This window comes from Rhizobium halophilum (genome assembly GCF_021648825.1).
In the GTDB taxonomy this organism is placed as follows: domain Bacteria; phylum Pseudomonadota; class Alphaproteobacteria; order Rhizobiales; family Rhizobiaceae; genus Neorhizobium; species Neorhizobium halophilum.
In genome coordinates, this window is sequence record NZ_JAKJHS010000001.1 from 398,608 (window position 1) to 420,332 (window position 21,725).

The following is a 21,725-nucleotide window of genomic DNA, read 5'->3' on the forward strand; positions in this document are numbered from 1 at the left end:
TGTTCCCTTTCAGCAGCGCTCAGCGCCCCAGATAATTCTCGATGACCTTCGGATCGCTCGAGACGAAGTCGATTGACCCTTCGGCCAGCACCGATCCTTCGGCAAGGCAGGTCACCTTTACGCCGAGATCTCGAATGAAACCCATGTCGTGCTCGACCACGACCACCGAACGTGTCTTGGCGATCTCGCGCAGCAGGATGGCCGTTTCGGCGGTCTCGGCATCGGTCATGCCGGCCACCGGCTCGTCGACTAGGAGAAGCTTCGGCTCCTGCGCCAGGAGCATGCCGATCTCCAGCCACTGCTTCTGGCCGTGCGAAAGGTTGGCCGCAAGTTCGTCCTTGCGATGCGTCAGTCGGATGGTCTCGAGGATCTCCTCGATGCGAGCCCGATCCTCACCAGTCAGCGTGTAGAACAGCGTGGCGAAGACGCCGCGGGAGCGGTTCAGCGCAAGTTCCAGATTGTCCCAGACGGTATGGCTCTCGAACACCGTCGGCTTCTGGAATTTGCGCCCGATGCCGAGCTGGGCGATATCTGCCTCATCCCGCTTGGTGAGGTCGATGGCGTCCTCGAACAGCACGGTACCGGTGTCTGGTCGGGTCTTGCCGGTGATGATGTCCATCATCGTCGTCTTTCCGGCGCCGTTGGGGCCAATGATGGCCCTGAGTTCGCCCGGCTCCACCACGAAGGACAGAGCATTCAGCGCCTTGAACCCGTCGAACGAGACCGAGACGTTTTCGAGATAGAGCAGGCTCTTGGACCGCGTTTCAGCAATCGTCGTCATCATCCTACTCCGCAGCCTGTGGCATCATGTCGGCATCCTCGCCCTTCTCGCGCTCGGCCGCTGCCTTCCGTTCGGTGCGAGCGTGCCAACCGTGCTGGATCGTCCCGACGATGCCCTTGGGCAGGAACAGCGTGACGGCGATGAACAGGCCGCCCAGCGCATAGAGCCAGAACTCCGGAAAGGCGCCGGTGAAGAAGCTCTTTCCGGCATTGACGAGAACCGCACCGATGATCGGCCCGATCAGCGTGCCGCGCCCACCCACGGCCGTCCAGACCACCACCTCGATGGAGTTGGCCGGCGCGAACTCGCCCGGGTTGATGATGCCAACCTGCGGCACGAAAAGTGCACCCGCAATGCCTGCCATCATCGCCGAGACGACGAAGGTGAAGAGCTTGATGTTTTCCACTCGAAACCCGAGGAAGCGGACGCGGCTTTCGGCATCGCGGACCCCGACCAGCACCTTGCCGAACTTGGAGCGGACGATCGCGGACGCGATCAGCAGGCAGAGCGCCAGCATGATCGCCGACATCGCAAACAGCACGTTGCGGGTGCCTGGCGCCTGTACCGAGAAGCCCAGGATGTCCTTGTAGTCGGTCAGGCCGTTATTGCCGCCGAAGCCCATGTCGTTGCGGAAGAAGGCGAGCATCAGCGCATAGGTCATCGCCTGCGTAATGATCGACAGATAGACGCCGTTGACCCGGCTGCGAAAAGCAAACCAGCCGAACAGGAAGGCAAGCAGCCCCGGCACCACCAGCACCATCAGCATGGCGAAGGGGAACATGTCGAAGCCATACCAGAACCATGGCAACTCCTTCCAGTTGAGGAAGACCATGAAATCCGGCAGCACCGGATCGCCGTAGACGCCTCGGCTGCCAATCTGGCGCATGAGGTACATGCCCATGGCATAGCCGCCGAGCGCGAAGAAGGCGCCGTGGCCGAGCGAGAGGATGCCGCAATATCCCCAGACGAGGTCGAGCGCGAGCGCCAGCAGCGCGTAGCAGAGGTACTTTCCGAACAGCGACACCGCATAGGTGGGAATGTGGAAGGCACTGCCGGCCGGGACCAGCAGGTTCAATGCCGGAACGAGCACGGCGATCGCCAGGAGGATGCCGATGGCGACGACGATCTTGCCGTCCAGAGCGCGAAGAACGAACCCGGTGATCATGCTTCCACCGCCCTTCCCTTGAGTGCGAAGAGCCCGCGCGGCCGCTTCTGGATGAAGAGGATGATCAGCACCAGCACGAGGATCTTGCCGAGCACGGCGCCCGCCCAGGGCTCAAGGAACTTGTTGAGCACTCCAAGCGACATGGCGCCGACCAGCGTGCCCCACAGATTGCCGACGCCGCCGAACACCACCACCATGAAGCTGTCGATGATGTAGCTCTGGCCGAGGTTCGGCGAGACGTTGTCGATCTGGCTGAGCGCCACGCCCGCGATACCGGCGATGCCCGAACCGAGCGCGAAGGTGAAGGCATCGACCCAGGGCGTGCGGATGCCCATGGAGGACGCCATGCGGCGGTTCTGCGTGACGGCCCGCATCTGCAGCCCGAAGGAGGATTTCTTCATCAGCACTAGAAGTGCAAAGAAGATCGAAAGCGAGAAGATGATGATCCACATGCGGTTCCAGGTGACATTCATGCCTCCCAGCGCAAACGAGCCGGACATCCAGGAGGGGTTGCCGACTTCCTGGTTGGTCGGCCCGAAGATCGACCGGATCGCCTGCTGCAGGATGAGCGAGATCCCCCAGGTGGCAAGCAGAGTTTCCAGCGGGCGACCGTAAAGGAAGCGGATCACGCCGCGCTCGATTGCAAGGCCGACCGCCGCCGTCACCAGGAAGGCGACAGGCAGTGCAATGGCGAGCGACCAGTCGAAGAGCTGCGGCGCGCTGGAACGGATGATGTCCTGGACGACGAAGGTGGAATAGGCCCCGAGCATGACCATTTCGCCATGCGCCATGTTGATGATGCCCATGACGCCGAAGGTGATGGCAAGCCCGATCGCCGCCAGCAGCAGCACCGACCCGAGCGATAGACCGTACCAGACGTTCTGCGCCATGTCCCAAAGCGCGATCTCGCTCTCGATCGCGCCGATCGCCTTGTCAATGTCCGGCTGAAGGCTGGCGTCGATGGAGCCATAGGCGCCCCGCAATACACCGATCGCATCGCGCCCGCCGTAATTGCGGATACGCTCGATCGCCTCGCGTTTCTCTTCAATCGAGCGGCCGGAGGTAAGCAGCGAGACGGCGCGTGCCTCTTCCATCCTCGCCCGCACCTCGCCATCGGTTTCCCTGGCAAGAGCGGTTTCTATGAGTTCGAGATTGTCTTCGCTCGGTGCGGCGAGCATGGTGTTGGCCGCCTGCAGCCGCGCATTGCGGTCCGGGCTCATCAGCGTCAGGGCGCCGAGTGCATCCCGGATGGCGCGGCGCAGGTTGTTGTTGACCTTGATTTTGGTCATCGCGCCCTTGGCCACCTCGCCGGCACTTTCTCCGGTCAGCGGGTCGACGAGCGCCAGCTTGGAGCCCGATGCCGTGGTGATGAAGACGACATCGTCAGCCTTGCGGGCGTAGAGATCGCCCTCCGCAAAGGCTTCCAGCGCGGGCACCACACGAGCATCACCTGTCGCGGCAATCTGGCCGATGATATCTTCGGCTTGCTTGAAGTTTGCATTGGCCAGTTGATTGATGAGAGGCTTGGGATCGCTCTGCGCCAGACACGGCGCGGCGAAGGAAAGGATCAGAAAAATCAGACTGACGAAACGGATTCGCATGCTCTTAGCCCCCGGTTGGCTGCGGATCAGGAGCGCGACCCGCCCCTCATCCGCCTGCCGGCACCCTCCCCCGCATCCGGGAGAAGAAACATCTGCGCCATTCCAGCTTGAGCGAGAAGGCTGTTGAGGCGCGACCCTCTCCCCACTGCGGGAAGAGGGCCAGGCCTGGAGGGTGGTCGGATCAGCTACCCTTGCCGCCGCACTTGCCGGTGGCGACGTTGAAGTTGCCGCATTCCATCGGCTTACGCCAATCCGCGATCAGGTCCTTGGAGTCCGGCAGGTAGTCGGACCACTCGTCACCGACGACGGCCGGCGTTTCCTGGACGACTTCGAACTGGCCGTCGGCCTGGATTTCCCCGATCAGCACGGGCTTGGTGATGTGATGGTTCGGCATGACGGTCGCATAGCCGCCCGAGAGGTTCGGCACGGTCACGCCGATGATCGTGTCGAGCACAGCGTCCGTGTCTGTGGTGCCGGCAGCTTCCACCGCCTTAACCCAGGCGTTGAAGCCGATATAGGCGGCTTCCATCGGGTCGTTGGTGACCCGCTTGTCGTTGCCGGTGAAGGCATGCCACTGCTCGATGAACTCGGCATTGGCTTCGCTGTCGACAGACTGGAAGTAGTTCCAGGCTGCGAGGTGACCGACGAGCGGCGCCGTGTCGAGACCGGCAAGCTCTTCTTCGCCGACGGAGAAGGCGACAACCGGAATGTCTTCCGCCTTCACGCCCTGGTTTGCGAGCTCCTTGTAGAAGGGCACGTTGGCATCGCCGTTGATGGTCGAGACGACCGCGGTCTTCTTGCCGGCAGAGCCGAAGTTCTTGATGTCCGTCACGATCGTCTGCCAGTCGGAATGACCGAATGGCGTGTAGTTGATCATGATGTCATCCTCAGCCACGCCCTTCGACATCAGGTAGGCCTTGAGGATCTTGTTGGTTGTCTGCGGATAGACGTAGTCGGTACCGGCGAGTACCCAGCGCTCGACGCCTTCGGTCTCCATCAGGTAGTCGACGGCCGGAATGGCCTGCTGGTTGGGTGCCGCACCCGTGTAGAAGATGTTGCGCGAGGATTCTTCGCCCTCGTACTGGACGGGATAGAACAGGATCGAGTTCAGCTCCTCGAACACCGGCAGGACGGACTTGCGGGAAGACGAGGTCCAGCAGCCGAACACGGCGGCGACCTTGTCCTGGCTGATCAGCTGTCGCGCCTTTTCGGCAAAGAGCGGCCAGTCGGAAGCCGGATCGACGACGACCGCCTCGATCTGCTTGCCGAGCACCCCACCCTTCTTGTTCTGCTCTTCGACGAGCATCAGCATGGCGTCCTTCAGCGTCGTCTCTGAAATCGCCATCGTGCCCGACAGCGAGTGCAGTACGCCGATCTTGATCGTGTCTTCCTGGGCAAAGGCGCCATGGAAGGCAGTGGTGGACAGCGCGGCTGCAAGCAGCACACCGCCGAGTTTTACGGAAATCTTCATGATCGAACCCCTCTTTTTGTTCGTTCGCAGCCGGAAGCGGAAAACTTGACCAGTGCTGAGGGAACTATCCGATGCTGCAGCGCAAACCCGTATACGTAGAATGACGTACCGGAGGGGGAGAAGAGGGAAAGGTCGACTGGACCGATCCCGTTGACAGCGGGCACTCAACGTCTGAAATGGATCGCAGCGGGAGGATCAGATGGACTTGATGACGATCGGCTTCACCAAGACGAATGCCGAGAACTTTTTTGGCCGGATCAAGGCTGCTGGAGTCAAAAAGGTGATCGACATTCGCCTGCACAACAGCTCCCAGCTTGCCGGCTTCGCCAAAGCCGATGACCTGCCGTTCTTCTTGAAAGAGCTCTGCGGTGCAGATTACACGCACGAGCCCCTTCTGGCGCCGACGGAAGAGATCATGACATCCTTCAAGAAGCTGAAGGGCGACTGGAACGTCTTCCGCAAAGCCTTCCTTGGCCTGATGGCAGAGCGGAAGATCGAGAGCCAGTTCAAAGCGGAGGTGTTCGACGACGCCTGCCTTCTGTGCTAGGAAGACAAGCCGCACCATTGCCACCGCACGCTGGTCTGCGACTACCTGAACGGCAAATGGGGTGGGCGGCTTTCTGTCAGACACTTGTGATCCTGCTTCGGTAGGGCTTGCAAATCCCTCGCCCGCACAGGAAAGTGCCCAATCTGCAATCACATCACCTTGGGCGCTAGATATTAGGCATGGCCGCACGGCAACGCATCATACCGATCAGGCGCGAGTACAACCGCTGGGTCGCAGACCAGACGCTGGAAGACTATGCGCTGCGGTTCACTGCCAAGAGCGCCCGGCGCTTTTCCTCCAGCCGCATATCGCACACCGCCATCGGCGCCATCTCCTTTCTGGCGCTGGAAGCGATTGGCGGCACGATCACCCTCTCCTACGGCACGACCAACGCCTTCTTCGCCATCATCGCCGCGGCAGTTGCCATGCTGGTCATCGGGCTGCCAATCAGCCGCTACGCGATCCGCCACGGTGTGGACATCGACCTTCTGACCCGCGGCGCAAGCTTCGGCTATATCGGCTCGACCGTCACATCCCTCATCTACGCCGCCTTCACCTTCATGCTGTTTGCGATCGAGGCCTCGATCATGACCGGTGCGCTGGAGCTTGCCTTCGGCATCCCGCCCTGGATCGGCTACATCATCAGTGCTGTGGTCGTCGTCCCCCTGGTGATCTACGGCGTGCGGCTGATCTCCCGCTTCCAGCTGGTGACGCAGCCATTCTGGATCGTCCTCAACATCCTCCCTTTCCTCTTCATCGCATTTCTGGACTGGGAGAAATTCGACCTCTGGCGCGCCTTTGCTGGCATCGATCATTCGAATGCGCAGGTCGGCGGGGCCGCACCCTTCGACCTGCTGGAATTCGGCGCGGCGTCCGCCGTGATCCTCGCGCTGATGCCGCAGATCGGCGAGCAGGTGGACTTCCTGCGCTTTCTTCCAGCCGAGGGCCAGCGGAAGTGGCGCCACCGGCTTGCCGTGTTTCTCGCGGGCCCGGGCTGGGTGGTGGTCGGCGTGCCAAAGCTACTGGCAGGCTCCTTCCTCGCAGTTCTCACTCTGTCGACCGCTGTGCCGGTGCGGGAAGCCGCAGATCCGGCCCATATGTATCTCGTCGCCTTCGGCTACATGATCCCCAACGAAACCGCCGCGCTTCTCCTGATGGTGGCCTTCGTCGTTGTGTCGCAGCTCAAGATCAACGTGATGAACGCCTATGCCGGCTCGCTTGCCTGGTCGAACTTCTTCTCGCGCCTCACGCACAGCCACCCCGGCCGGGTCGTCTGGCTGATCTTCAACGTGGCCATCGCGCTTCTCCTGATGGAACTCGGCATCTATCGGCTGCTCGAGGCTACGCTCGGCATCTTCTCCATCATCGCCATGTCATGGCTCTGCACGATCTCGGCCGACCTCGTCATCAACAAGCCGCTTGGCCTCTCGCCGCCCGGCATCGAGTTCAAGCGCGCGCATCTCTACGACATCAACCCGGTTGGCCTCGGCGCCATGGGGGGATCGGCAGCCGTTGCACTTGCTGCTCACTTCGGCCTGTTCGGCCCGGTGATGGCGTCGCTCTCCACCTACCTGACGCTGATCGCCTTCCTTCTCTCGCCAGCCATCGCCTTTGCGACCAACGGCAAGTTTTACCTCGCCCGCAAGCCGCGACAGAGCTGGAAGAGCCTCGGCTCCATCACCTGCTCGATCTGCGAACATCCCTTCGAGCCGGAAGACATGGCCTGGTGCCCGGCCTATGCGGCCCCGATCTGCTCGCTCTGCTGCTCGCTCGACAGCCGCTGCCACGACATGTGCAAGCCGAACGCGCGTCTCCACGCCCAGATGGGCACGGTGGCACGCGCGGTGCTGCCGCAGACGGTCGTGACAAAGCTGACGACACGCCTCGGCCGCTATGCCATCGCAGCCGCGGTTTCCATCTCCGTCATCGGCATTATCCTCGGCATGATCGCCTATCAGGCCGGGCTCGCGGCGCCTGCCAATGCCGAGGTCATCTACAGCACGATCTTCATCGTCTTCTTCGTCTTCGCCGTCATTGCCGGCATCGTCTCGTGGTTCTACGTGCTGGCTCATGACAGTCGGGTGGTGGCGGAAGAGGAATCCTCCCGCCAGAACACCCTGCTCCTGCGCGAGATCGCCGCCCACAAGAAGACGGATGCGGCCCTGCAACAGGCCAAGGAAACGGCGGAAGCCGCCAACCGAGCCAAGAGCCGCTACGTTGTCGGCCTCTCGCACGAATTGCGCACGCCGCTGAACGCCGTGCTGGGTTACGCTCAGATTCTCGAGCGCGACGCCTCTATACCCACGCCGCGCCAATCGGCGATCAAGGTAATCAAGCGTTCGGCCGACCACCTTTCCGGTCTGATCGACGGGCTGCTTGACATCTCGAAGATCGAGGCAGGGCGGTTGCAGGTTTATTCCAACGAGATCAACGTCCAGGACTTCCTCGACCAGATCGTCGAGATGTTTGGAATGCAGGCGCAGGCGAAGGGCCTGAATTTCGAGCACGATCGATCGCGCGCTCTGCCGCAGTACGTCCGCACGGATGAAAAGCGGCTGCGCCAGATCCTCGTCAACCTGCTCTCCAACGCCATCAAGTTCACCGACGCCGGGACCGTCCGCTTCGACGTCGCCTATCGCAGCCAGGTGGCGACCTTTACCGTCAGCGATACCGGTCGTGGCATTGCGGAGAAGGATCTTGTCCGGATCTACGAGCCATTCCAGCGCGGTGAAGCGGACAGCGTCAAGCCAATGCCAGGCCTCGGGCTAGGGTTGACGATCACGCGGTTGCTGACCAACACGCTCGGCGGCGACATTTCCGCCACGAGTGCCAAGGATGAGGGCTCGACCTTCCGCGTCCGGCTGATGCTTTCGGCCGTCGATCGGCCCAGCACGGCGCCGGCACCTGAGCGCCGCATCGTCTCCTATACCGGGCCGCGGCGCACGATCATGGTCGTGGATGACAACGAGGATCATCGCGAACTGATGCAGGAAGTCCTAGCTCCCATGGACTTCGTCGTACTGACGGCAAGCAGCGGGCCGGACTGCCTGACCTTGATCGAAGGAGTGAGACCCGACCTCTTTCTGGTCGACATTTCCATGCCTGGCATGAACGGCTGGGATCTCGTCACCCGGCTGAGGGATCAGGGGCAGACCGCGCCGATCGTCATGCTCTCGGCCAATATCGGCGACGGGACCGCAGCAAAGACCGAAGGCCACAACGACGCGATCGCCAAGCCGGTGGACATGCGCCATCTTGCGGACCGCCTTGCAAGCCATCTCGGCCTCACCTGGATCTATGAAGACGAGCTACCGGCAGTGACTGCGCCCGCACCGGCTGCCACCGTCGTTGCTCCGGCGGAAAACCATCTGAGGGACCTGTTGCGGCTCGGTGAGATCGGTTACGTCCGGGGCATCGAATCCAAACTTGCAGAGCTTGCACGATCGGATGAGCACCGCACGTTCGTCGAGGAGCTCGAGGCCCACGTGCGCGCCTTTGACTTCGACGGTTACATGACTTTCCTGAACCGCTTCATGGGAGAAACCACGACAGATGGCTGAGGCTGCCCTTCCCCGCGACATCGTCCTTCTGGTGGACGACAGTCCCGAAGCGCTCGGCTTTCTGACCGAGGCGCTGGAGCAGTCCGGTTTCTCCGTACTAATCGCGACCTCCGGGCAGGCTGCCCTCAACATCGTCGAACGGATTACCCCGGACCTCATCCTGCTCGACGCGGTGATGCCCGTGATGGATGGCTTCGAGACCTGCCGCCGATTGAAGGCCAACGCCGCCATCTCGCAGATACCCGTCATCTTCATGACCGGCCTCACCGAAACCGAGCATGTGGTGAATGCGCTCAACAGCGGCGGTGTCGACTACCTAACGAAGCCGATCAACATCGACGAGTTGCGCGCCAGGATCCGCGTGCATCTCGCCAATGCCCGCTCTGCCCAGAGCGCTCGTGTAGCGCTCGATGCGGCAGGGCGGCATCTGCTGGCGGTCAAAGGCGACGGTGCGATCCACTGGTCGACGCCGCAGGCGACGCGGCTTGTCAATGCCGCAACCCGCAGCGATGACGGCCTCCACGTCATCACCCGCCACATCGGCACCTGGCTGAAGGCACAGGCAAAGCAGGGCGGCGCGCGCGAGGATGCCTTTTCGCTGACGCTGGCAGGCGAAGCCAGCCTGCACTTCACCTATCTCGGTGCCATTGGATCCGACGAGTTCCTGTTCCGCCTCACCGGCTCGAACCAGCGCGCTGGCCCGGATGTCCTGCGCCAGCATTTCACGCTGACGCTCAGGGAATCCGAGGTTCTCGAGTGGATCGCCAAGGGCAAGTCGAACCGGGATATCGGCGATATTCTCGGCCTGTCCGCCCGCACCGTGAACAAGCATCTGGAGCAGATCTACGTGAAGCTTGGCGTTGAAAACCGCGCGTCTGCAGCGGTGAAGGCGGCTCAGGTGCTCTACGAGGCGTGAGCGCGTTAGCTCTCGTCTAGGACCCACACCCTGAGATCACCCACTGGTGAGAAGCCAAGCGACAACATCGACTGGAGATCTGCGCCCCTGTCGTAGCCCACAACGGGCAACTCAGGCACCGACGCAGTCAGCGCCTCGACGGCGAAACGGTGGACTGGATAGTCGGAGTTTCGGGAGAAGACGTTTGAGAGCCGACACATCCTTGGGACAGATTTGCAATGCATCCCGCAGACCATCCGCCTCGCGCCCTGTACCCGAGAAAGAAGAAGTCTCGTCGATCAAGCAGAGCGATCGGGAAGACGCGTTGCGAGGCTGGGGAACCCGCCTCCCTCCAAGCATCCTCCCAGGCCTCAAGCTCGTCGACCTGATCGACCTTAGCCCAGCCCTGCGGCAGCTGCTTGGCCTCGCACGGGCCCGGCGGGCGGAAGATCCAACTGGCTGTGAACAGAAGCCGCATGCCCGACTCGGACATGTCGTACCGGCAGAAGCTGTCCTTGAAGCCGAAACTCTTGCCGAAGCGTCGGCGCGCGACGGCGATCTCCGCCTTTTCAGGCTCCTCCTCGATCGAGGTCGTGGTCAGGCAGCCATAGTAGGGGGGCGGCTGATCTTCTGCAACGAAGCAGCAGGGAGTTCGCCGATAGCGTAGGCGGTGGGCTCCGAACACAGCCTCATAGAGGTCTGCATTATTGTTGGCCGCCATGAGCGCGCATGGGTCTGGATGATCCAACATATCCCCCTCGACTGCCCCATCGAATTACCGCCGACGGCACGGCCGCCATCAACGTAAAAAGCCCGGCCGAAGCCGGGCTTTCCAATCCTGTTGGGCCTTTCGGCACACCTATCAGTCTTCCTTCTGGACGTAGGTGTAGTTGCCGTCGTCGCCCTTCTTCCACTCATACATGACGTAGCCGGGCAGCTTCGGGTCGCCCTTTTCGTCGAAGCCCATGTCGCCGAGCGCGGTCGAGAAGGTGTTGGCCTTCATCGCTTCCGCAACAGCTTCCGGATCGTTGGAGCCAGCTTTCTTTGCAGCTTCAGCGATTACCTGCATCGCGGCGTAGGAGTACAGCGTGTAGGCCTCCGGCTCGAAGCCTGAAGAACGGAACTTCTCGACGAGTTCCTTGTTCTGCGGCGCCAGGCGTGGGTCTGGGCCGAAGGTGTTGAGTGTGCCTTCGACGGCGTCGCCGGCGATGGAAGCAAGCTCGTTGGAAACGATGCCGTCACCCGAAACGAGCGTGGCGTCGAGACCCTGGTCGGAAGCCTGACGAATGATCAGGCCAGCTTCGGTGTGGAGGCCACCCCAGTAGATGATCGAAACGCCGGCTTCCTTCATCTTGGCGATGAGGGCGGAGAAGTCCTTGTCGCCAGTGTTGACGCCTTCACGGATCACTTCGGTGACGCCGGCAGCGTTCATTGCCTTCTTGGTTTCTTCGGCAAGGCCCTGACCGTAGGGGGTCTTGTCGTCGATGATGGCGATCTTGGCATCGCCGAAGTTCTCGGCGAGGTAAGCGCCTGCAATGCCGCCCTGCTGATCGTCACGGCCGCAGGTGCGGAACGTATTCCACAGGCCACGCTCAGTGAACTCCGGGTTGGTCGAAGCAGGCGTAATCTGCAAGATGCCGTTTTCGGCGTAGACTTCCGAGGCAGGGATGGAAACGCCGGAGTTGAAGTGGCCGACGACGAACTTCACGCCATCAGCAACGAACTTGTTGGCAACGGAAATGCCCTGCTTCGGATCTGCGACGTCATCGCCCAGAACGATCTTGACCTGCTCGCCGTTGATCCCGCCAGCCGCATTGATGTCGGCGGCAGCCTGTTCGGCACCCTTCTGAAGCTGTGCACCGAATGCAGCGTTCGCACCGGTCAGCGGACCGGCAACGCCGATGACCATATCGGCCCATGCGGTACCACCGAATGCCACAACGGCTGTCAGTGCAACGGCGGAAAGGAGAGATTTCTTCATTATTTAACTCCCAGTTCTATAGCGGGTTGGATTTAGATCCGGGCGCGATACCCACTTTCATCGCGCCGGAAAACTGTTCCACTCTAAGGTTTTGTCGTGTTGAACCGTCCCAATGTGAGGACAGTTTTTCACGACTGTCAATCTTTCTTCTTCCATGAGAAAGCGGAGGTTTGATCGTAGAGCCAGTAGTAGTTGTCGACCATTTGACGTGTCCGGCGCATCTGGAATCCGATCGTCGACAGCACCAGCAGAAGCAAGAAGTCGATGACATAATAGAAGGGGCTGACGAACGGCCCCTCGAAGAGCGCAAAGTGCAGGAAGCGCATCAGGATGGCAAGCAACGCCGTGTACACCACGACGATGACATAGCCCTCCCAGCCTTCAGCAACGGCCTTGCCGGTGCGCCACGCGGTCCAGAAGCCGACCAGCAAGACGAGAGCGCGCAGCACATAGCGGACGCCGGTATCAGTTTCGAAGAATAACCCTTGCATCTATTGTCTCCCTGACGCGCGGCTCAATGCCGGCCCCCTTCGAGGTAGGCGGCGCGCACTTCCGGATTGGTCAAAAGCTCCCTGCCCGTACCCGCCATGGTCACCTTGCCGTTGACCATGACGTAGGCCCGGTGTGACAGGCGCAGCGCAGCAAAGGCATTCTGCTCCACCAGGAAGACGGTCAGGCCTTCCTCCTCGTTAAGCTTCTTGATTGCCTCAAAGATACCCTTGACGATCAGCGGCGCGAGACCGAGGGACGGCTCGTCGAGAAGCAACAGCTTCGGACGTGACATCAGCGCGCGCCCAATAGACAGCATCTGCTGCTCGCCGCCTGAAAGCGTACCGCCGCGCTGGCTCTGCCGCTCCTTCAGGCGCGGAAACAGCGTGAAAATCTTTTCCACGTCCTCATCGAAATATTTGAGGTTATCGAGGCCGGCGCCCATCTGCAGGTTTTCGTAGACCGTCATGCGCGGGAAGATGCGGCGCCCTTCAGGCGACTGCGCGATCCGCCGCCGCGCGATCAGATGCGTCGGCTGCTGGGTGATGTCCTCGCCGTCGAAGATGATCGAGCCATGGCGTGCCTGCGGGCTGCCGCAGATGGTCATCATCAGCGTCGATTTACCGGCACCGTTGGCTCCGATCAGACTGACGATCTCGCCGCGGTTCACATGCACGTCAACGCCGTCGAGCGCCCGAATATTGCCGTAGAAGGTCTGGACGCCCTCGACTTTCAGAAGGGGTTCACCGGACATCAGATCCTCCCCTCGTCAAGCTGTTCCTCAATTTGTTCAACTTCATCATCCTCGACGCCGAGATAGGCCGCAATGACCTTCGGGTCGTTCTTCACGTGATCCGGCGTGCCGTCAGAAATCTTCTGACCGTATTCCAGCACCACGACATGGTCAGAGATTTCCATCACCACAGACATGTCGTGCTCGATCAGCAGGATCGATGCGCCGTCGTCGCGGATGGAGTGCAGGAGCGTGTTGAGTGCCGCAGACTCGCGCGGATTGAGACCGGCGGCAGGCTCATCGAGGCATAGAAGCTCCGGTCCGGTGCACATCGCCCGGGCGATTTCGAGCCGGCGCTGAGCCCCGTACGGCAGATCGCCCGCGGGATCGTCCGCACGCTCCGTCAGATTGGCCTTGTCCAGCCAGTACTTGGCCTTGTCGATGGCGGCAGCCGAAGCCTTGGTGTAGGCCGGCAAGCCGAGAAGCCCGAGAACCGTGTAACCTGAGGCCTTCATCAACGCGTTGTGCTGGGCCACAAGGAGATTTTCCAGAACCGTCAGACCGGAAAACAACCGGATGTTCTGGAAGGTCCTCGAAACCTTGGCCACCTTGGTGATCTCGAAATCGCGAAGCCGTTCCAGAAGGTACTGATCGCCGTCCCTCTGGGTCAGGGTGATCATGCCCATCGTCGGCTTGTAGAAGCCGGTGATGCAGTTGAAGACCGTGGTCTTGCCTGCCCCGTTAGGGCCGATCAGCGCGGTAATGTCGCCGCGCTTGGCGTCGAAGGAGAAGTCGTCGATGGCCATCAGGCCGCCGAACCTCATCGACAGGTGCTCGACCTTAAGGATGGTTTCGTTTTTCATCACATTCGTTCCGAGGGTCATCAGCCGTGGCCCTCCTTGGTGAAGCTGCCCGATACGGCCTTGCGTTCCTTGAGGAAGGCCGTCGGCTCGCGGGAGCCGACGAAGCCGCGTGGCTTGAAGACCATAACCACGACCATTGCCAGGCCGAACAGCAGCATGCGGTAGAGTTCCGGCGTGAAATCGGGACCGAAGACGTGCTTCAGGAACTCCATCTCGCGCAGAACTTCCGTTCCGCCGACCATCACGATCGCAGCGATCGCGATGCCTGTCAGCGATCCCATGCCGCCGAGAACAACGATCGCCAGGATAACGGCTGATTCCAGGAAGACAAAGCTCTCCGGCGACACGAAGCCCTGGCGCGTGGCAAAGAACGCCCCGGCAAAACCGCCAATCATGGCGCCAATGGCAAAAGCCGTCAGCTTGGTGGTCACTGTGTTGATGCCGAGAGAGCGGCAGGCGATCTCGTCTTCGCGCAGCGCTTCCCATGCACGACCGATCGGCATCCTGCGAAGCTTGATCGTCACATAGGCGGTCAGCATGCACAGAGCGAGAATGAGATAAAAGAGGAAGATCTTGTAGTAGGCAGAGGACATGGAGAGACCCCACGCCTTGGTGAAATTGTTGTCCGCGCCGACGTCGAAGGACCAGATCCCGAAGAAGGAGGCCTTGGGGATGCCTGAGATGCCGAAGGTTCCCCTTGTCACATCTGTCCAGTTGATCAGCACGAGGCGGATGATTTCCCCGAACGCCAGCGTCACGATGGCGAGGTAGTCACCCCGCAGGCGCAGCACGGGGAAGCCCAGGATGATGCCCCAGAAAGCGGCAAGAATACCGGACAACGGCAGCAGAACCCAGAAGGAAAGACCGAACTGCTGGGACAGCAGCGCGTAGGAATAAGCGCCAACAGCGTAGAAGGCGACGTATCCGAGGTCGAGCAGGCCCGCAAGGCCGACGACGATGTTGAGGCCCCAGGCGAGCATCACGTAGATGAGGATCTGGATGCCGAAGTTATCGACGTATTTCAGCGACCCTTGCGTCCCTGCAAGCATGACCGAAAGCGGCGGGTAGATCAGCAGCCCCACCAGGGCGAGCTTCAGGAAGTTCCTCTGGAAGAAGGTCTTCCCATCGGAGACTTCCGGGATGCCGGCCTTGGCCTTGTCACGCTTCCGCTTGTCGAGATGGGGCTTGATGAAGCCGACGACGACGAAGCGGCTGACGGCAGCAATCACGACGAAGATTGCAAGCAGTCCCCACCGGGTGCGCCAGACCAGCGCATTGTTGATGTCTTGATAGGTTTCAATACCGACATAAAGGACGAAAAGGCCAAAGGAGATTGCCGCGGCGACCAAGGCCTCCTTGACGGCCTGAGCCATCAGGCCGCTGTTTTCCGTAGCAGGAGACTGTGCCATGTCAGACTTTCTCCACTTCCGGACGACCAAGGATTCCGGTCGGCTTGAAGATCAGCACGAAGGCGAGCAACGCAAAGGTGGCCACGTCCTTGTAGGCGATGGTGAAATAGGCCGACCAGAGCGACTCGATCAGACCAATCAGCAGACCGCCCAGCACGGCACCCGGCAGCGAGCCGATGCCACCGAGAACGGCTGCGGTGAAGGCCTTGACGCCCGGAATGAAGCCATCGTTGAAAGTCGCGACACCGTAGTACATCAGATACATGGTACCGGCGACCGCTGCGAGTGCGGCTCCCATGATGAAGGTGATGGAAATGGTCCGGTCGACGTCCACGCCCAGCAGCGCTGCCATCTTGCGGTCCTGCTCAGTGGCGCGCTGAGCGCGGCCAAGCGGCGTCTTGTTGACCACGTACCAGAAGATCGTCAGCAGCACAGCCGTCACGGCAATGATTATGATCTGCTTCAGGGAGATCGTGATGTTACCAAAGTGGTAGACATCCGTGACGAGCGACGGGATGGGCTTGTTGCGCGGGCCCTGCGTCACCTGGATGAAGTTCGACAGCACGATCGACATGCCGATGGCGGTGATCAGCGGCGCCAGGCGGAACGAACCGCGCAGCGGCCGATAGGCTACCCGCTCGATGGTCCAGTTCCACAAGCTCGTCATCAGCATCGCGATGATCAACATCACCAGCAACGCCAGCGCGACCGGAATGCCTGCAAAGAACGATGTGAGGATGAGAAAGACGATCAGTGCGGCGAAGGCGCCGAGCATGAAGATGTCACCATGGGCAAAGTTGATCATCCCGATGATGCCGTAGACCATCGTATAGCCGATCGCGATAAGGCCGTAGATAGATCCAAGAGTCAGCCCGTTTATGAGCTGCTGGACGAAGTACTCCATATGTTTTCCCCCGGATGCGATCCCCGTCGGCCGCATCTCTTGTATTGTCGACCCAAGCGGGTCTCTTCACTTCCGGGGCATCCATACCGTTTTCGGCAGAAATGTGAAGACAAAAAGCCGAGAGAAAGGCGAAAAGCGCCGGGTTCTCAACAGGCTGCACAGAGAAAGAGCGCGGACGTCGAAAAAGATGCAGGCCATTGCCGCATCCACTAGCAGCTCTTGCCAGCGCTTATACTAGGTGCGACGCAGCAAACCTTCCGCAACGCAGCAACGCGGCGCTGTAGTGATGCCGGCAGCTTTCAGGTGCAGCACCCCTGGCTCATGGAACTGTCGGCCCGGCCAATAAAAACCTGAACTTAACACACGTCAGATTCACCTCTGCGAATCTCCCTCTACTCTTCTCCCAAAGGAGAAAGACGATGAGCAAGGCAACGCCAAACCTGAACCTGCCGTTTATCCTGCCGTCCCAGGCGCAGAAGCACGTCACCCACAATGAAGCACTTCTGACATTGGACGCCCTTGTGCACCTCACCATTGCCGGCGAGCAGGCCGCGCCTCCTTCTTCAGCCGAAGACGGGGCAGCATTTGCGGTCGGGCCGGATCCATCGGCGGAATGGAACGGGCGGCAGGGCCACGTTGCCACCTGGCAGGACGGGGCCTGGAATTTTCTTCTTCCTCGCGAAGGATGGCGAGCCTGGTTCGTGTCTGACCTGGCGCTGAAGGTCTTCACGGGCGGCCAGTGGCGCGACATATTGCCGACGGCCGCTAGCTTCGAGCGATTGGGCATAGCAGCCTCACCCGATGAAACGAACCGCCTCGCCGTCTCCGCAGCGGCCAGCCTGTTCACCCACGCAGGAAGTGGTCATCAACTAAAGATCAACAAGCAGGCGCCGACGGATAACGCCACTTTGGTGTTTCAGTCCGGCTGGGTCGGGCATGCGGAAATCGGCCTGGCAGGCGACAACGCCTTGTCCTTCAGCGATGGCAACGCGTGGCGAACCGCTCTGGCAATCGATCCGAGTGGCCGCATCTCCCGGCCGAGCCAGCCGATGGCACGCGCCTATCGCGCGGGCACGAGCTTTTCTCCGGCGGACGGCCAACAAAGCGGCTTCACAGATTTTTCCCAATCCGAAGGGGGCTTTTCACTGGAGGGCACCATGGCGGCAGGCGGTCAAGCAATTGTCGTTCCCGCCAGCGGCAACTTCCTCCTGAGCCTGACCGTGTCGGTGGCCTCCTCGGCCGGACATGTCACCACCCTTCTGATGAATAGCGACGTACCCCTTCTCGCTTTGCCCGGCGGCACCGGACTTCATTCCGCGACTATAATCGCAACCTTGGCTGCGGGCGATCTTCTCATGCTTGGGCACAGCGGCACCGCCAGCATCGATCTAGGTCCGCACAAGACGACACTTGCAGCCTATCTCCTGTGAGATGCGCCATTGTATCCATCGCCGGCGCGGGCGGGGTTCTCTCCGCCCGTCTGCAAGTAAGGCAGTTCATGGCGTTGCGGCTATGCGGCCGCAGAAGCAGGGAACGCCCAAGCTGCCCAGTGTTTTCCTGCAGTCCACCCAGCCAGAAGCGCCCTTCTGCGAAGATTGGAACAAATGCTTCGCCACATTTAGGTAAATGTTAAATCTGCGGCGCTAGCCTTCGCGACGTGGTCTTGTGTTTGTGTAGAGAGTTCCATGACCGAAATGATACGCCCGCGAGTGAAATATGTCATCGGCCCCGATGGCAGTCCGTTGACGATCGCCGATCTTCCGCCGGCCAATACCCGACGCTGGGTTATTCGCCGCAAGGCAGAAGTGGTCGCTGCGGTCCGCGGTGGACTTCTGAGCCTGGAAGAAGCGTGCGAACGCTATACGCTGACCGTCGAGGAGTTTCTCTCCTGGCAGTCGTCAATCAACGATCATGGCCTCGCCGGTCTGCGTACGACGCGCATCCAGCAATATCGCCACTAGCTGCCGATCTAAAAGATGCCCGGAATGGCGCCGCTCGGAGACCACACCGCGGCGCCTTTTGCGCTTTCAAACGTTGATACCCGTCCGACCAGAGGCTTCGGCAACGAAGACCTCCTCCAGCCAGCATTGCCAACGCTTGTGAAATCCCCTCGGCGCTCTACGTCTTGGCCAGGATGCCCAGGCGGAGGATCAGATGGAAATCGAACATCAGCAGTCGACGTCCGGCGGACGATATGTTGCGGTGCTGGATGGACATGAGGCGGAACTTACCTATTCCCGCACCTCCCCAACTCTTATTATCGTGGACCATACCGGCGTCCCGGATGTTCTGCGAGGCCGGGGAGTTGGGCAGGCCCTGGCAGCACGCGCGGTCGAGGATGCGCGCCTGCACGGCTGGAAGATCATCCCGCTCTGCCCCTTCGTGAAGAGCCAGGCTCGACGCCATGCCGATTGGCAGGACGTCATTAGCGGCTGATGCGCCGTTTGCGTCAGGTCCTCAGCGGTGGGGAGTCCGCACGCCCGAACGTGCTGGACGCCTCACCCGTCAACAGCCAGGCCGTCAGGCGCGGGCGCGCATCGTCCCGTCCCGCTCTTCGAGAGCGGTCGCTTTTTCAAGTTCCGCCTGCGATTCTTCGACAGCAAGCTCGGCGGCCTCCTGTTGTATCCGCAGATCACGGATGGACACCTGCAGGTTGTCGGCGCGTTGGCGCGCCGCCTTGGCAAAGGTGGGATAAGCGAAGTGATTCGGGTCGGTGATCCCCGACTTCTTTTCTTCAAGGCCGATCTGATATTCGAGCTCCTTAGCCATCCGCTCGAATTCGGCCATCATCATCTGCAATTGCTGCAGCTGACGACGCTTCTCGTTGACCTGAAATTCCTTCAGGCGAACCAGGCTGTCACGCGACTTCATACGCAATACTCCATGGTAGCGGCACCAGCCCGCTGTGACCCGTTTGGTACACCAAGGGTTAAAAAAAACGCCTGCGCGTTAATCAAAACCCTTCCGCGTTAACCTTTCGTTTACGGGCATCATTAACAATAAGGCTGATCATTTAAGGGTCGGTAAATGCCAAGGCCTAATTGGCGCGACAATGTAAGAGTCGCATGAATCACTTACGGGATTTTCCTCACGTAGTTGTTCAAGTCAGGCGATGGCCAATCCTGATGGAAAATCAACCGGGTGCCTTCTTATGCTTAATAATGACGATACACCTTTGCTAAGTGAATCAGAATTTGTTAACCATTTGGTGGCAGCTTCCAAATCAGGCACAGTCTGGATCCGTAACGCGTAGGGCCACGGACTACTTAGCGGCGGTAAAGGGGAAAAACATGCGGGTTCTACTCATCGAAGATGACAGCGCGACAGCGCAGAGCATCGAGCTGATGCTGAAGTCTGAGAGCTTCAACGTCTACACCACCGATTTGGGTGAGGAAGGCGTCGATCTCGGCAAGCTTTATGATTACGACATCATCCTTCTGGATTTGAACCTCCCCGACATGTCGGGCTACGAGGTGCTCCGGACACTGCGCCTGTCCAAGGTGAAGACGCCGATCCTGATCCTTTCCGGGATGGCCGGCATCGAGGACAAGGTCCGCGGCCTGGGCTTCGGCGCCGACGACTACATGACCAAGCCTTTCCACAAGGACGAACTGGTTGCTCGCATCCACGCGATCGTGCGGCGCTCCAAGGGTCACGCGCAGTCGATTATCATCACCGGCGAGCTGATCGTGAACCTGGATGCCAAGACCGTTGAGGTTGGCGGCCAGCGGGTCCACCTGACGGGCAAAGAGTACCAGATGCTTGAGCTGCTCTCGCTGCGCAAGGGCACGACGCTAACCAAGGAAATGTTCCTCAATCACCTTTACGGCGGAATGGACGAGCCGGAATTGAAGATCATCGACGTCTTCATCTGCAAGCTGCGCAAGAAGCTCGCAAACGCCGCCGGTGGCGCCAATTACATCGAAACCGTCTGGGGCCGCGGCTATGTGCTGCGCGAGCCGGAAGGCGACTTCGCCGAAAGTGCCTGAGCCCAACGAGGGCCCTTCTCCCTACCCGGACACGCCCGCGAACTCGCGGGCGTTTCTCGTGGTTTTTATTGTTGAAGACGACCTGCCACGACCTCTGGCGGGGCGGCAGATCATTCAGCTCTGACTAGAAATATCGTTCTGAAACAGCTCAGGCTGCCACACCTAAACCTGCGAACACGGAGGTCAGTATCTTGCGGTCGAACGGCTTGAGCAGGAAATCATTGGCTCCGGCACGCTTGCCGAGCATCATCTTCTTCAGGTCGGCTTCGATGACGCAATAATAGATCCGGACGCTCTTCCCGTTCGGCAGCGCACGTACGTTCTGGATTAGATCCAGGGCGCCTTCCATCCCCGCGTCCACGATCAACAGGGCAGGAAGCTCCAGTTGGCAGCGACCGAGGGCCTCCTCGGACGAGGCAGCCTCTGCTACGAGGAAGCCCAATTCCGCCAGGATGCGTTTGCCTACCTTGCGTACGACGTCCGATCCGTCGGCGATCATCAGACGCTGCATGACCTCTCCCTTAAACAGGCGGCTCTTTCGATCGAAGAGGCGCCTGTTCAAGGTAGGCCGGAGGCAACTAAGGAATGGTTACCGCAAAAGGTGCCTAGGCAGCGACGGTCCTGGCGGTGAAGACGATCTTGTCTTCAGAGACGACATATCCCAACTCCATGCCGCATTCTTCGGCGAGGAGCACGGTGTAGTAAGGCTGGATCGAGTGAGCGTCGACTGCTTCTTCCATCTCGCCGGAGCATATTTCGACGAACTTCGCCGGCACACGCATCATGCGTCCGCGAATGGTGATGCTGAACTTGGCTTCCTGTTCAGGATCTTCGAGCGTCACGTCGATCGAGCCGCCCCGCGGTATCCCTCCATAGGCGACGAGAAAGAGATTGAGCAGGAGCTTCACCCGATTCTTCGCGATGATCGCGCGCGGTCCGTTCCAGGTGACTTCCGTCTTCTTTTCGGCTGCGGCAAAGTCCTTCGCTGCCTTCTCCGCCTCGCCGGTGTCGATCGACGCACCCACGGACCCCGAAGCGCCGAAGGCAAGCCGCGCAAACTTCAACCGGACCGCGGCATTGAGCGCCGAGGTCCGGATCAGGTCGAGCGCATCAGCGTCAGAGCCACCCTCGTCGAGCAGTTCCAGCCCGTTGTTGATGGCGCCTACCGGGGAGATCACGTCGTGGCAGACACGGCTGCATAGCAGCGCCGCAAGATCTGGCCCATCAAGAGTAAGATTCGGGTTCCTGGGCATGCTCGTCTCCTGATGTGTTACGCCGCCACAAATGCCGTCCTAAGGTTGTGCGAAAGTGGTGCGGGATCTGCGCCATAATGACAA

General features: G+C 60.5%; 20 protein-coding genes and 2 pseudogenes. 8 read left to right on the top strand and 14 right to left on the bottom strand.

What is annotated here, in order from left to right; genetic code table 11:
* Positions 1 to 19: 19 nt before the first annotated feature.
* From urtD to urtA, 4 genes are all read right to left on the bottom strand, one after another.
* Positions 20 to 781, bottom strand: a complete 762-nt coding sequence (gene urtD, locus LXM96_RS02075; RefSeq protein ID WP_239996648.1) for an urea ABC transporter ATP-binding protein UrtD — start codon at positions 779 to 781, stop codon at positions 20 to 22.
* Positions 782 to 785: 4 nt separating this feature from the next.
* Positions 786 to 1,946, bottom strand: a complete 1,161-nt coding sequence (gene urtC / locus LXM96_RS02080) for an urea ABC transporter permease subunit UrtC (protein ID WP_239996650.1) — start codon at positions 1,944 to 1,946, stop codon at positions 786 to 788.
* Positions 1,943 to 3,547 carry an urea ABC transporter permease subunit UrtB gene (gene urtB / locus LXM96_RS02085; protein WP_239996651.1) on the bottom strand — a complete coding sequence of 535 codons (1,605 nt, stop codon included), beginning with the start codon at positions 3,545 to 3,547 and terminating at the stop codon, positions 1,943 to 1,945. Before urtB ends, urtC begins: the two co-directional genes overlap by 4 nt.
* Positions 3,548 to 3,728: 181 nt before the next feature.
* Entirely contained in the window at positions 3,729 to 5,018 is a 1,290-nt protein-coding gene (gene urtA, locus LXM96_RS02090) for an urea ABC transporter substrate-binding protein (protein WP_239996653.1), read from the bottom strand.
* Positions 5,019 to 5,217: 199 nt separating this feature from the next.
* On the opposite strand from urtA, the gene LXM96_RS02095 reads away from it, so the two are divergent.
* The 4 genes and pseudogenes from LXM96_RS02095 to LXM96_RS21825 form a co-directional block, all read left to right on the top strand.
* A complete protein-coding gene (locus LXM96_RS02095) occupies positions 5,218 to 5,565 on the top strand; it encodes a DUF488 domain-containing protein (protein WP_239996655.1) in 348 nt (115 codons plus the stop codon).
* A gap of 179 nt (positions 5,566 to 5,744) precedes the next feature.
* Positions 5,745 to 9,125 (top strand): hybrid sensor histidine kinase/response regulator, encoded by a 3,381-nt coding sequence (locus LXM96_RS02100; RefSeq protein WP_239996657.1) that lies wholly within the window; start codon positions 5,745 to 5,747, stop codon positions 9,123 to 9,125.
* Positions 9,118 to 9,646: pseudogene (locus LXM96_RS21820) on the top strand (response regulator); the annotation flags it as partial. The gene LXM96_RS02100 and the pseudogene LXM96_RS21820, both read left to right, overlap by 8 nt.
* Before the next feature lie 80 nt (positions 9,647 to 9,726).
* A pseudogene (locus tag LXM96_RS21825) lies at positions 9,727 to 10,041 on the top strand (response regulator transcription factor); the annotation flags it as partial.
* A gap of 127 nt (positions 10,042 to 10,168) precedes the next feature.
* Here LXM96_RS21825 and LXM96_RS02110 read toward each other — a convergent pair.
* From LXM96_RS02110 to LXM96_RS02140, 7 genes are all read right to left on the bottom strand, one after another.
* Positions 10,169 to 10,741 carry a hypothetical protein gene (locus tag LXM96_RS02110; RefSeq protein WP_239996660.1) on the bottom strand — a complete coding sequence of 191 codons (573 nt, stop codon included), beginning with the start codon at positions 10,739 to 10,741 and terminating at the stop codon, positions 10,169 to 10,171.
* Between the two features lie 141 nt (positions 10,742 to 10,882).
* Positions 10,883 to 12,001, bottom strand: coding sequence for a branched-chain amino acid ABC transporter substrate-binding protein (locus LXM96_RS02115; protein ID WP_239996662.1), 1,119 nt, complete (start codon positions 11,999 to 12,001; stop codon positions 10,883 to 10,885).
* A gap of 137 nt (positions 12,002 to 12,138) precedes the next feature.
* Positions 12,139 to 12,492, bottom strand: coding sequence for a DUF6867 family protein (locus LXM96_RS02120; RefSeq protein WP_239996664.1), 354 nt, complete (start codon positions 12,490 to 12,492; stop codon positions 12,139 to 12,141).
* Between the two features lie 23 nt (positions 12,493 to 12,515).
* Positions 12,516 to 13,244 carry an ABC transporter ATP-binding protein gene (locus LXM96_RS02125; protein ID WP_239996665.1) on the bottom strand — a complete coding sequence of 243 codons (729 nt, stop codon included), beginning with the start codon at positions 13,242 to 13,244 and terminating at the stop codon, positions 12,516 to 12,518.
* Complete coding sequence (locus LXM96_RS02130) at positions 13,244 to 14,107, bottom strand: ABC transporter ATP-binding protein (protein ID WP_239996667.1); 864 nt, start codon at positions 14,105 to 14,107, stop codon at positions 13,244 to 13,246. Before LXM96_RS02130 ends, LXM96_RS02125 begins: the two co-directional genes overlap by 1 nt.
* Positions 14,107 to 15,495, bottom strand: a complete 1,389-nt coding sequence (livM, locus tag LXM96_RS02135; RefSeq protein WP_239996674.1) for a high-affinity branched-chain amino acid ABC transporter permease LivM — start codon at positions 15,493 to 15,495, stop codon at positions 14,107 to 14,109. Before livM ends, LXM96_RS02130 begins: the two co-directional genes overlap by 1 nt.
* A gap of 1 nt (position 15,496) precedes the next feature.
* A complete protein-coding gene (locus LXM96_RS02140; RefSeq protein ID WP_239996675.1) occupies positions 15,497 to 16,399 on the bottom strand; it encodes a branched-chain amino acid ABC transporter permease in 903 nt (300 codons plus the stop codon).
* A gap of 419 nt (positions 16,400 to 16,818) precedes the next feature.
* Between LXM96_RS02140 and LXM96_RS02145 the strand changes: the two genes are divergently transcribed.
* From LXM96_RS02145 to LXM96_RS02155, 3 genes are all read left to right on the top strand, one after another.
* A complete protein-coding gene (locus LXM96_RS02145; RefSeq protein WP_239996677.1) occupies positions 16,819 to 17,829 on the top strand; it encodes a DUF2793 domain-containing protein in 1,011 nt (336 codons plus the stop codon).
* 255 nt (positions 17,830 to 18,084) lie between these two features.
* Entirely contained in the window at positions 18,085 to 18,360 is a 276-nt protein-coding gene (gene sciP / locus LXM96_RS02150; RefSeq protein ID WP_018327815.1) for a CtrA inhibitor SciP, read from the top strand.
* 193 nt (positions 18,361 to 18,553) lie between these two features.
* Complete coding sequence (locus tag LXM96_RS02155; RefSeq protein WP_239996679.1) at positions 18,554 to 18,835, top strand: GNAT family N-acetyltransferase; 282 nt, start codon at positions 18,554 to 18,556, stop codon at positions 18,833 to 18,835.
* An 84-nt stretch (positions 18,836 to 18,919) separates the two neighbouring features.
* Here LXM96_RS02155 and LXM96_RS02160 read toward each other — a convergent pair whose 3' ends face one another.
* On the bottom strand, positions 18,920 to 19,270 hold the full coding sequence (locus LXM96_RS02160) for a flagellar export protein FliJ (protein WP_239996681.1): 351 nt from the start codon (positions 19,268 to 19,270) through the stop codon (positions 18,920 to 18,922).
* A 419-nt stretch (positions 19,271 to 19,689) separates the two neighbouring features.
* Here LXM96_RS02160 and ctrA point away from each other — a divergent pair, with 419 nt between their 5' ends.
* Positions 19,690 to 20,388: a response regulator transcription factor CtrA gene (ctrA, locus tag LXM96_RS02165; protein ID WP_239996688.1), complete on the top strand. Its 699-nt coding sequence runs from the start codon at positions 19,690 to 19,692 to the stop codon at positions 20,386 to 20,388.
* Between the two features lie 148 nt (positions 20,389 to 20,536).
* On the opposite strand, the gene LXM96_RS02170 is transcribed toward ctrA, so the two are convergent.
* Together LXM96_RS02170 and chpT are read right to left on the bottom strand one after the other, a co-directional pair.
* On the bottom strand, positions 20,537 to 20,899 hold the full coding sequence (locus tag LXM96_RS02170; protein WP_239996690.1) for a response regulator: 363 nt from the start codon (positions 20,897 to 20,899) through the stop codon (positions 20,537 to 20,539).
* A gap of 94 nt (positions 20,900 to 20,993) precedes the next feature.
* On the bottom strand, positions 20,994 to 21,641 hold the full coding sequence (chpT, locus tag LXM96_RS02175; RefSeq protein ID WP_239996692.1) for a histidine phosphotransferase ChpT: 648 nt from the start codon (positions 21,639 to 21,641) through the stop codon (positions 20,994 to 20,996).
* Between the last annotated feature and the right edge of the window lie 84 nt (positions 21,642 to 21,725).

What these genes read in the sequence shown, in the direction of transcription:
- LXM96_RS02095 (WP_239996655.1), top strand. Translation starts at nt 5,218, where the DNA reads ATGGACTTGATGACGATCGGCTTCACCAAGACGAATGCCGAGAACTTT.
- ctrA (WP_239996688.1), top strand. Translation starts at nt 19,690, where the DNA reads ATGCGGGTTCTACTCATCGAAGATGACAGCGCGACAGCGCAGAGCATC.
- LXM96_RS02170 (WP_239996690.1), bottom strand. Translation starts at nt 20,899, where the DNA reads ATGCAGCGTCTGATGATCGCCGACGGATCGGACGTCGTACGCAAGGTA.
- urtC (WP_239996650.1), bottom strand. Translation starts at nt 1,946, where the DNA reads ATGATCACCGGGTTCGTTCTTCGCGCTCTGGACGGCAAGATCGTCGTC.
- LXM96_RS02155 (WP_239996679.1), top strand. Translation starts at nt 18,554, where the DNA reads ATGGAAATCGAACATCAGCAGTCGACGTCCGGCGGACGATATGTTGCG.
- urtA (WP_239996653.1), bottom strand. Translation starts at nt 5,018, where the DNA reads ATGAAGATTTCCGTAAAACTCGGCGGTGTGCTGCTTGCAGCCGCGCTG.
- LXM96_RS02115 (WP_239996662.1), bottom strand. Translation starts at nt 12,001, where the DNA reads ATGAAGAAATCTCTCCTTTCCGCCGTTGCACTGACAGCCGTTGTGGCA.
- LXM96_RS02125 (WP_239996665.1), bottom strand. Translation starts at nt 13,244, where the DNA reads ATGTCCGGTGAACCCCTTCTGAAAGTCGAGGGCGTCCAGACCTTCTAC.
- chpT (WP_239996692.1), bottom strand. Translation starts at nt 21,641, where the DNA reads ATGCCCAGGAACCCGAATCTTACTCTTGATGGGCCAGATCTTGCGGCG.
- LXM96_RS02100 (WP_239996657.1), top strand. Translation starts at nt 5,745, where the DNA reads ATGGCCGCACGGCAACGCATCATACCGATCAGGCGCGAGTACAACCGC.
- LXM96_RS02130 (WP_239996667.1), bottom strand. Translation starts at nt 14,107, where the DNA reads ATGACCCTCGGAACGAATGTGATGAAAAACGAAACCATCCTTAAGGTC.
- LXM96_RS02120 (WP_239996664.1), bottom strand. Translation starts at nt 12,492, where the DNA reads ATGCAAGGGTTATTCTTCGAAACTGATACCGGCGTCCGCTATGTGCTG.
- LXM96_RS02160 (WP_239996681.1), bottom strand. Translation starts at nt 19,270, where the DNA reads ATGAAGTCGCGTGACAGCCTGGTTCGCCTGAAGGAATTTCAGGTCAAC.
- urtD (WP_239996648.1), bottom strand. Translation starts at nt 781, where the DNA reads ATGACGACGATTGCTGAAACGCGGTCCAAGAGCCTGCTCTATCTCGAA.
- urtB (WP_239996651.1), bottom strand. Translation starts at nt 3,547, where the DNA reads ATGCGAATCCGTTTCGTCAGTCTGATTTTTCTGATCCTTTCCTTCGCC.
- LXM96_RS02145 (WP_239996677.1), top strand. Translation starts at nt 16,819, where the DNA reads ATGAGCAAGGCAACGCCAAACCTGAACCTGCCGTTTATCCTGCCGTCC.
- sciP (WP_018327815.1), top strand. Translation starts at nt 18,085, where the DNA reads ATGACCGAAATGATACGCCCGCGAGTGAAATATGTCATCGGCCCCGAT.
- livM (WP_239996674.1), bottom strand. Translation starts at nt 15,495, where the DNA reads ATGGCACAGTCTCCTGCTACGGAAAACAGCGGCCTGATGGCTCAGGCC.
- LXM96_RS02110 (WP_239996660.1), bottom strand. Translation starts at nt 10,741, where the DNA reads ATGGCGGCCAACAATAATGCAGACCTCTATGAGGCTGTGTTCGGAGCC.
- LXM96_RS02140 (WP_239996675.1), bottom strand. Translation starts at nt 16,399, where the DNA reads ATGGAGTACTTCGTCCAGCAGCTCATAAACGGGCTGACTCTTGGATCT.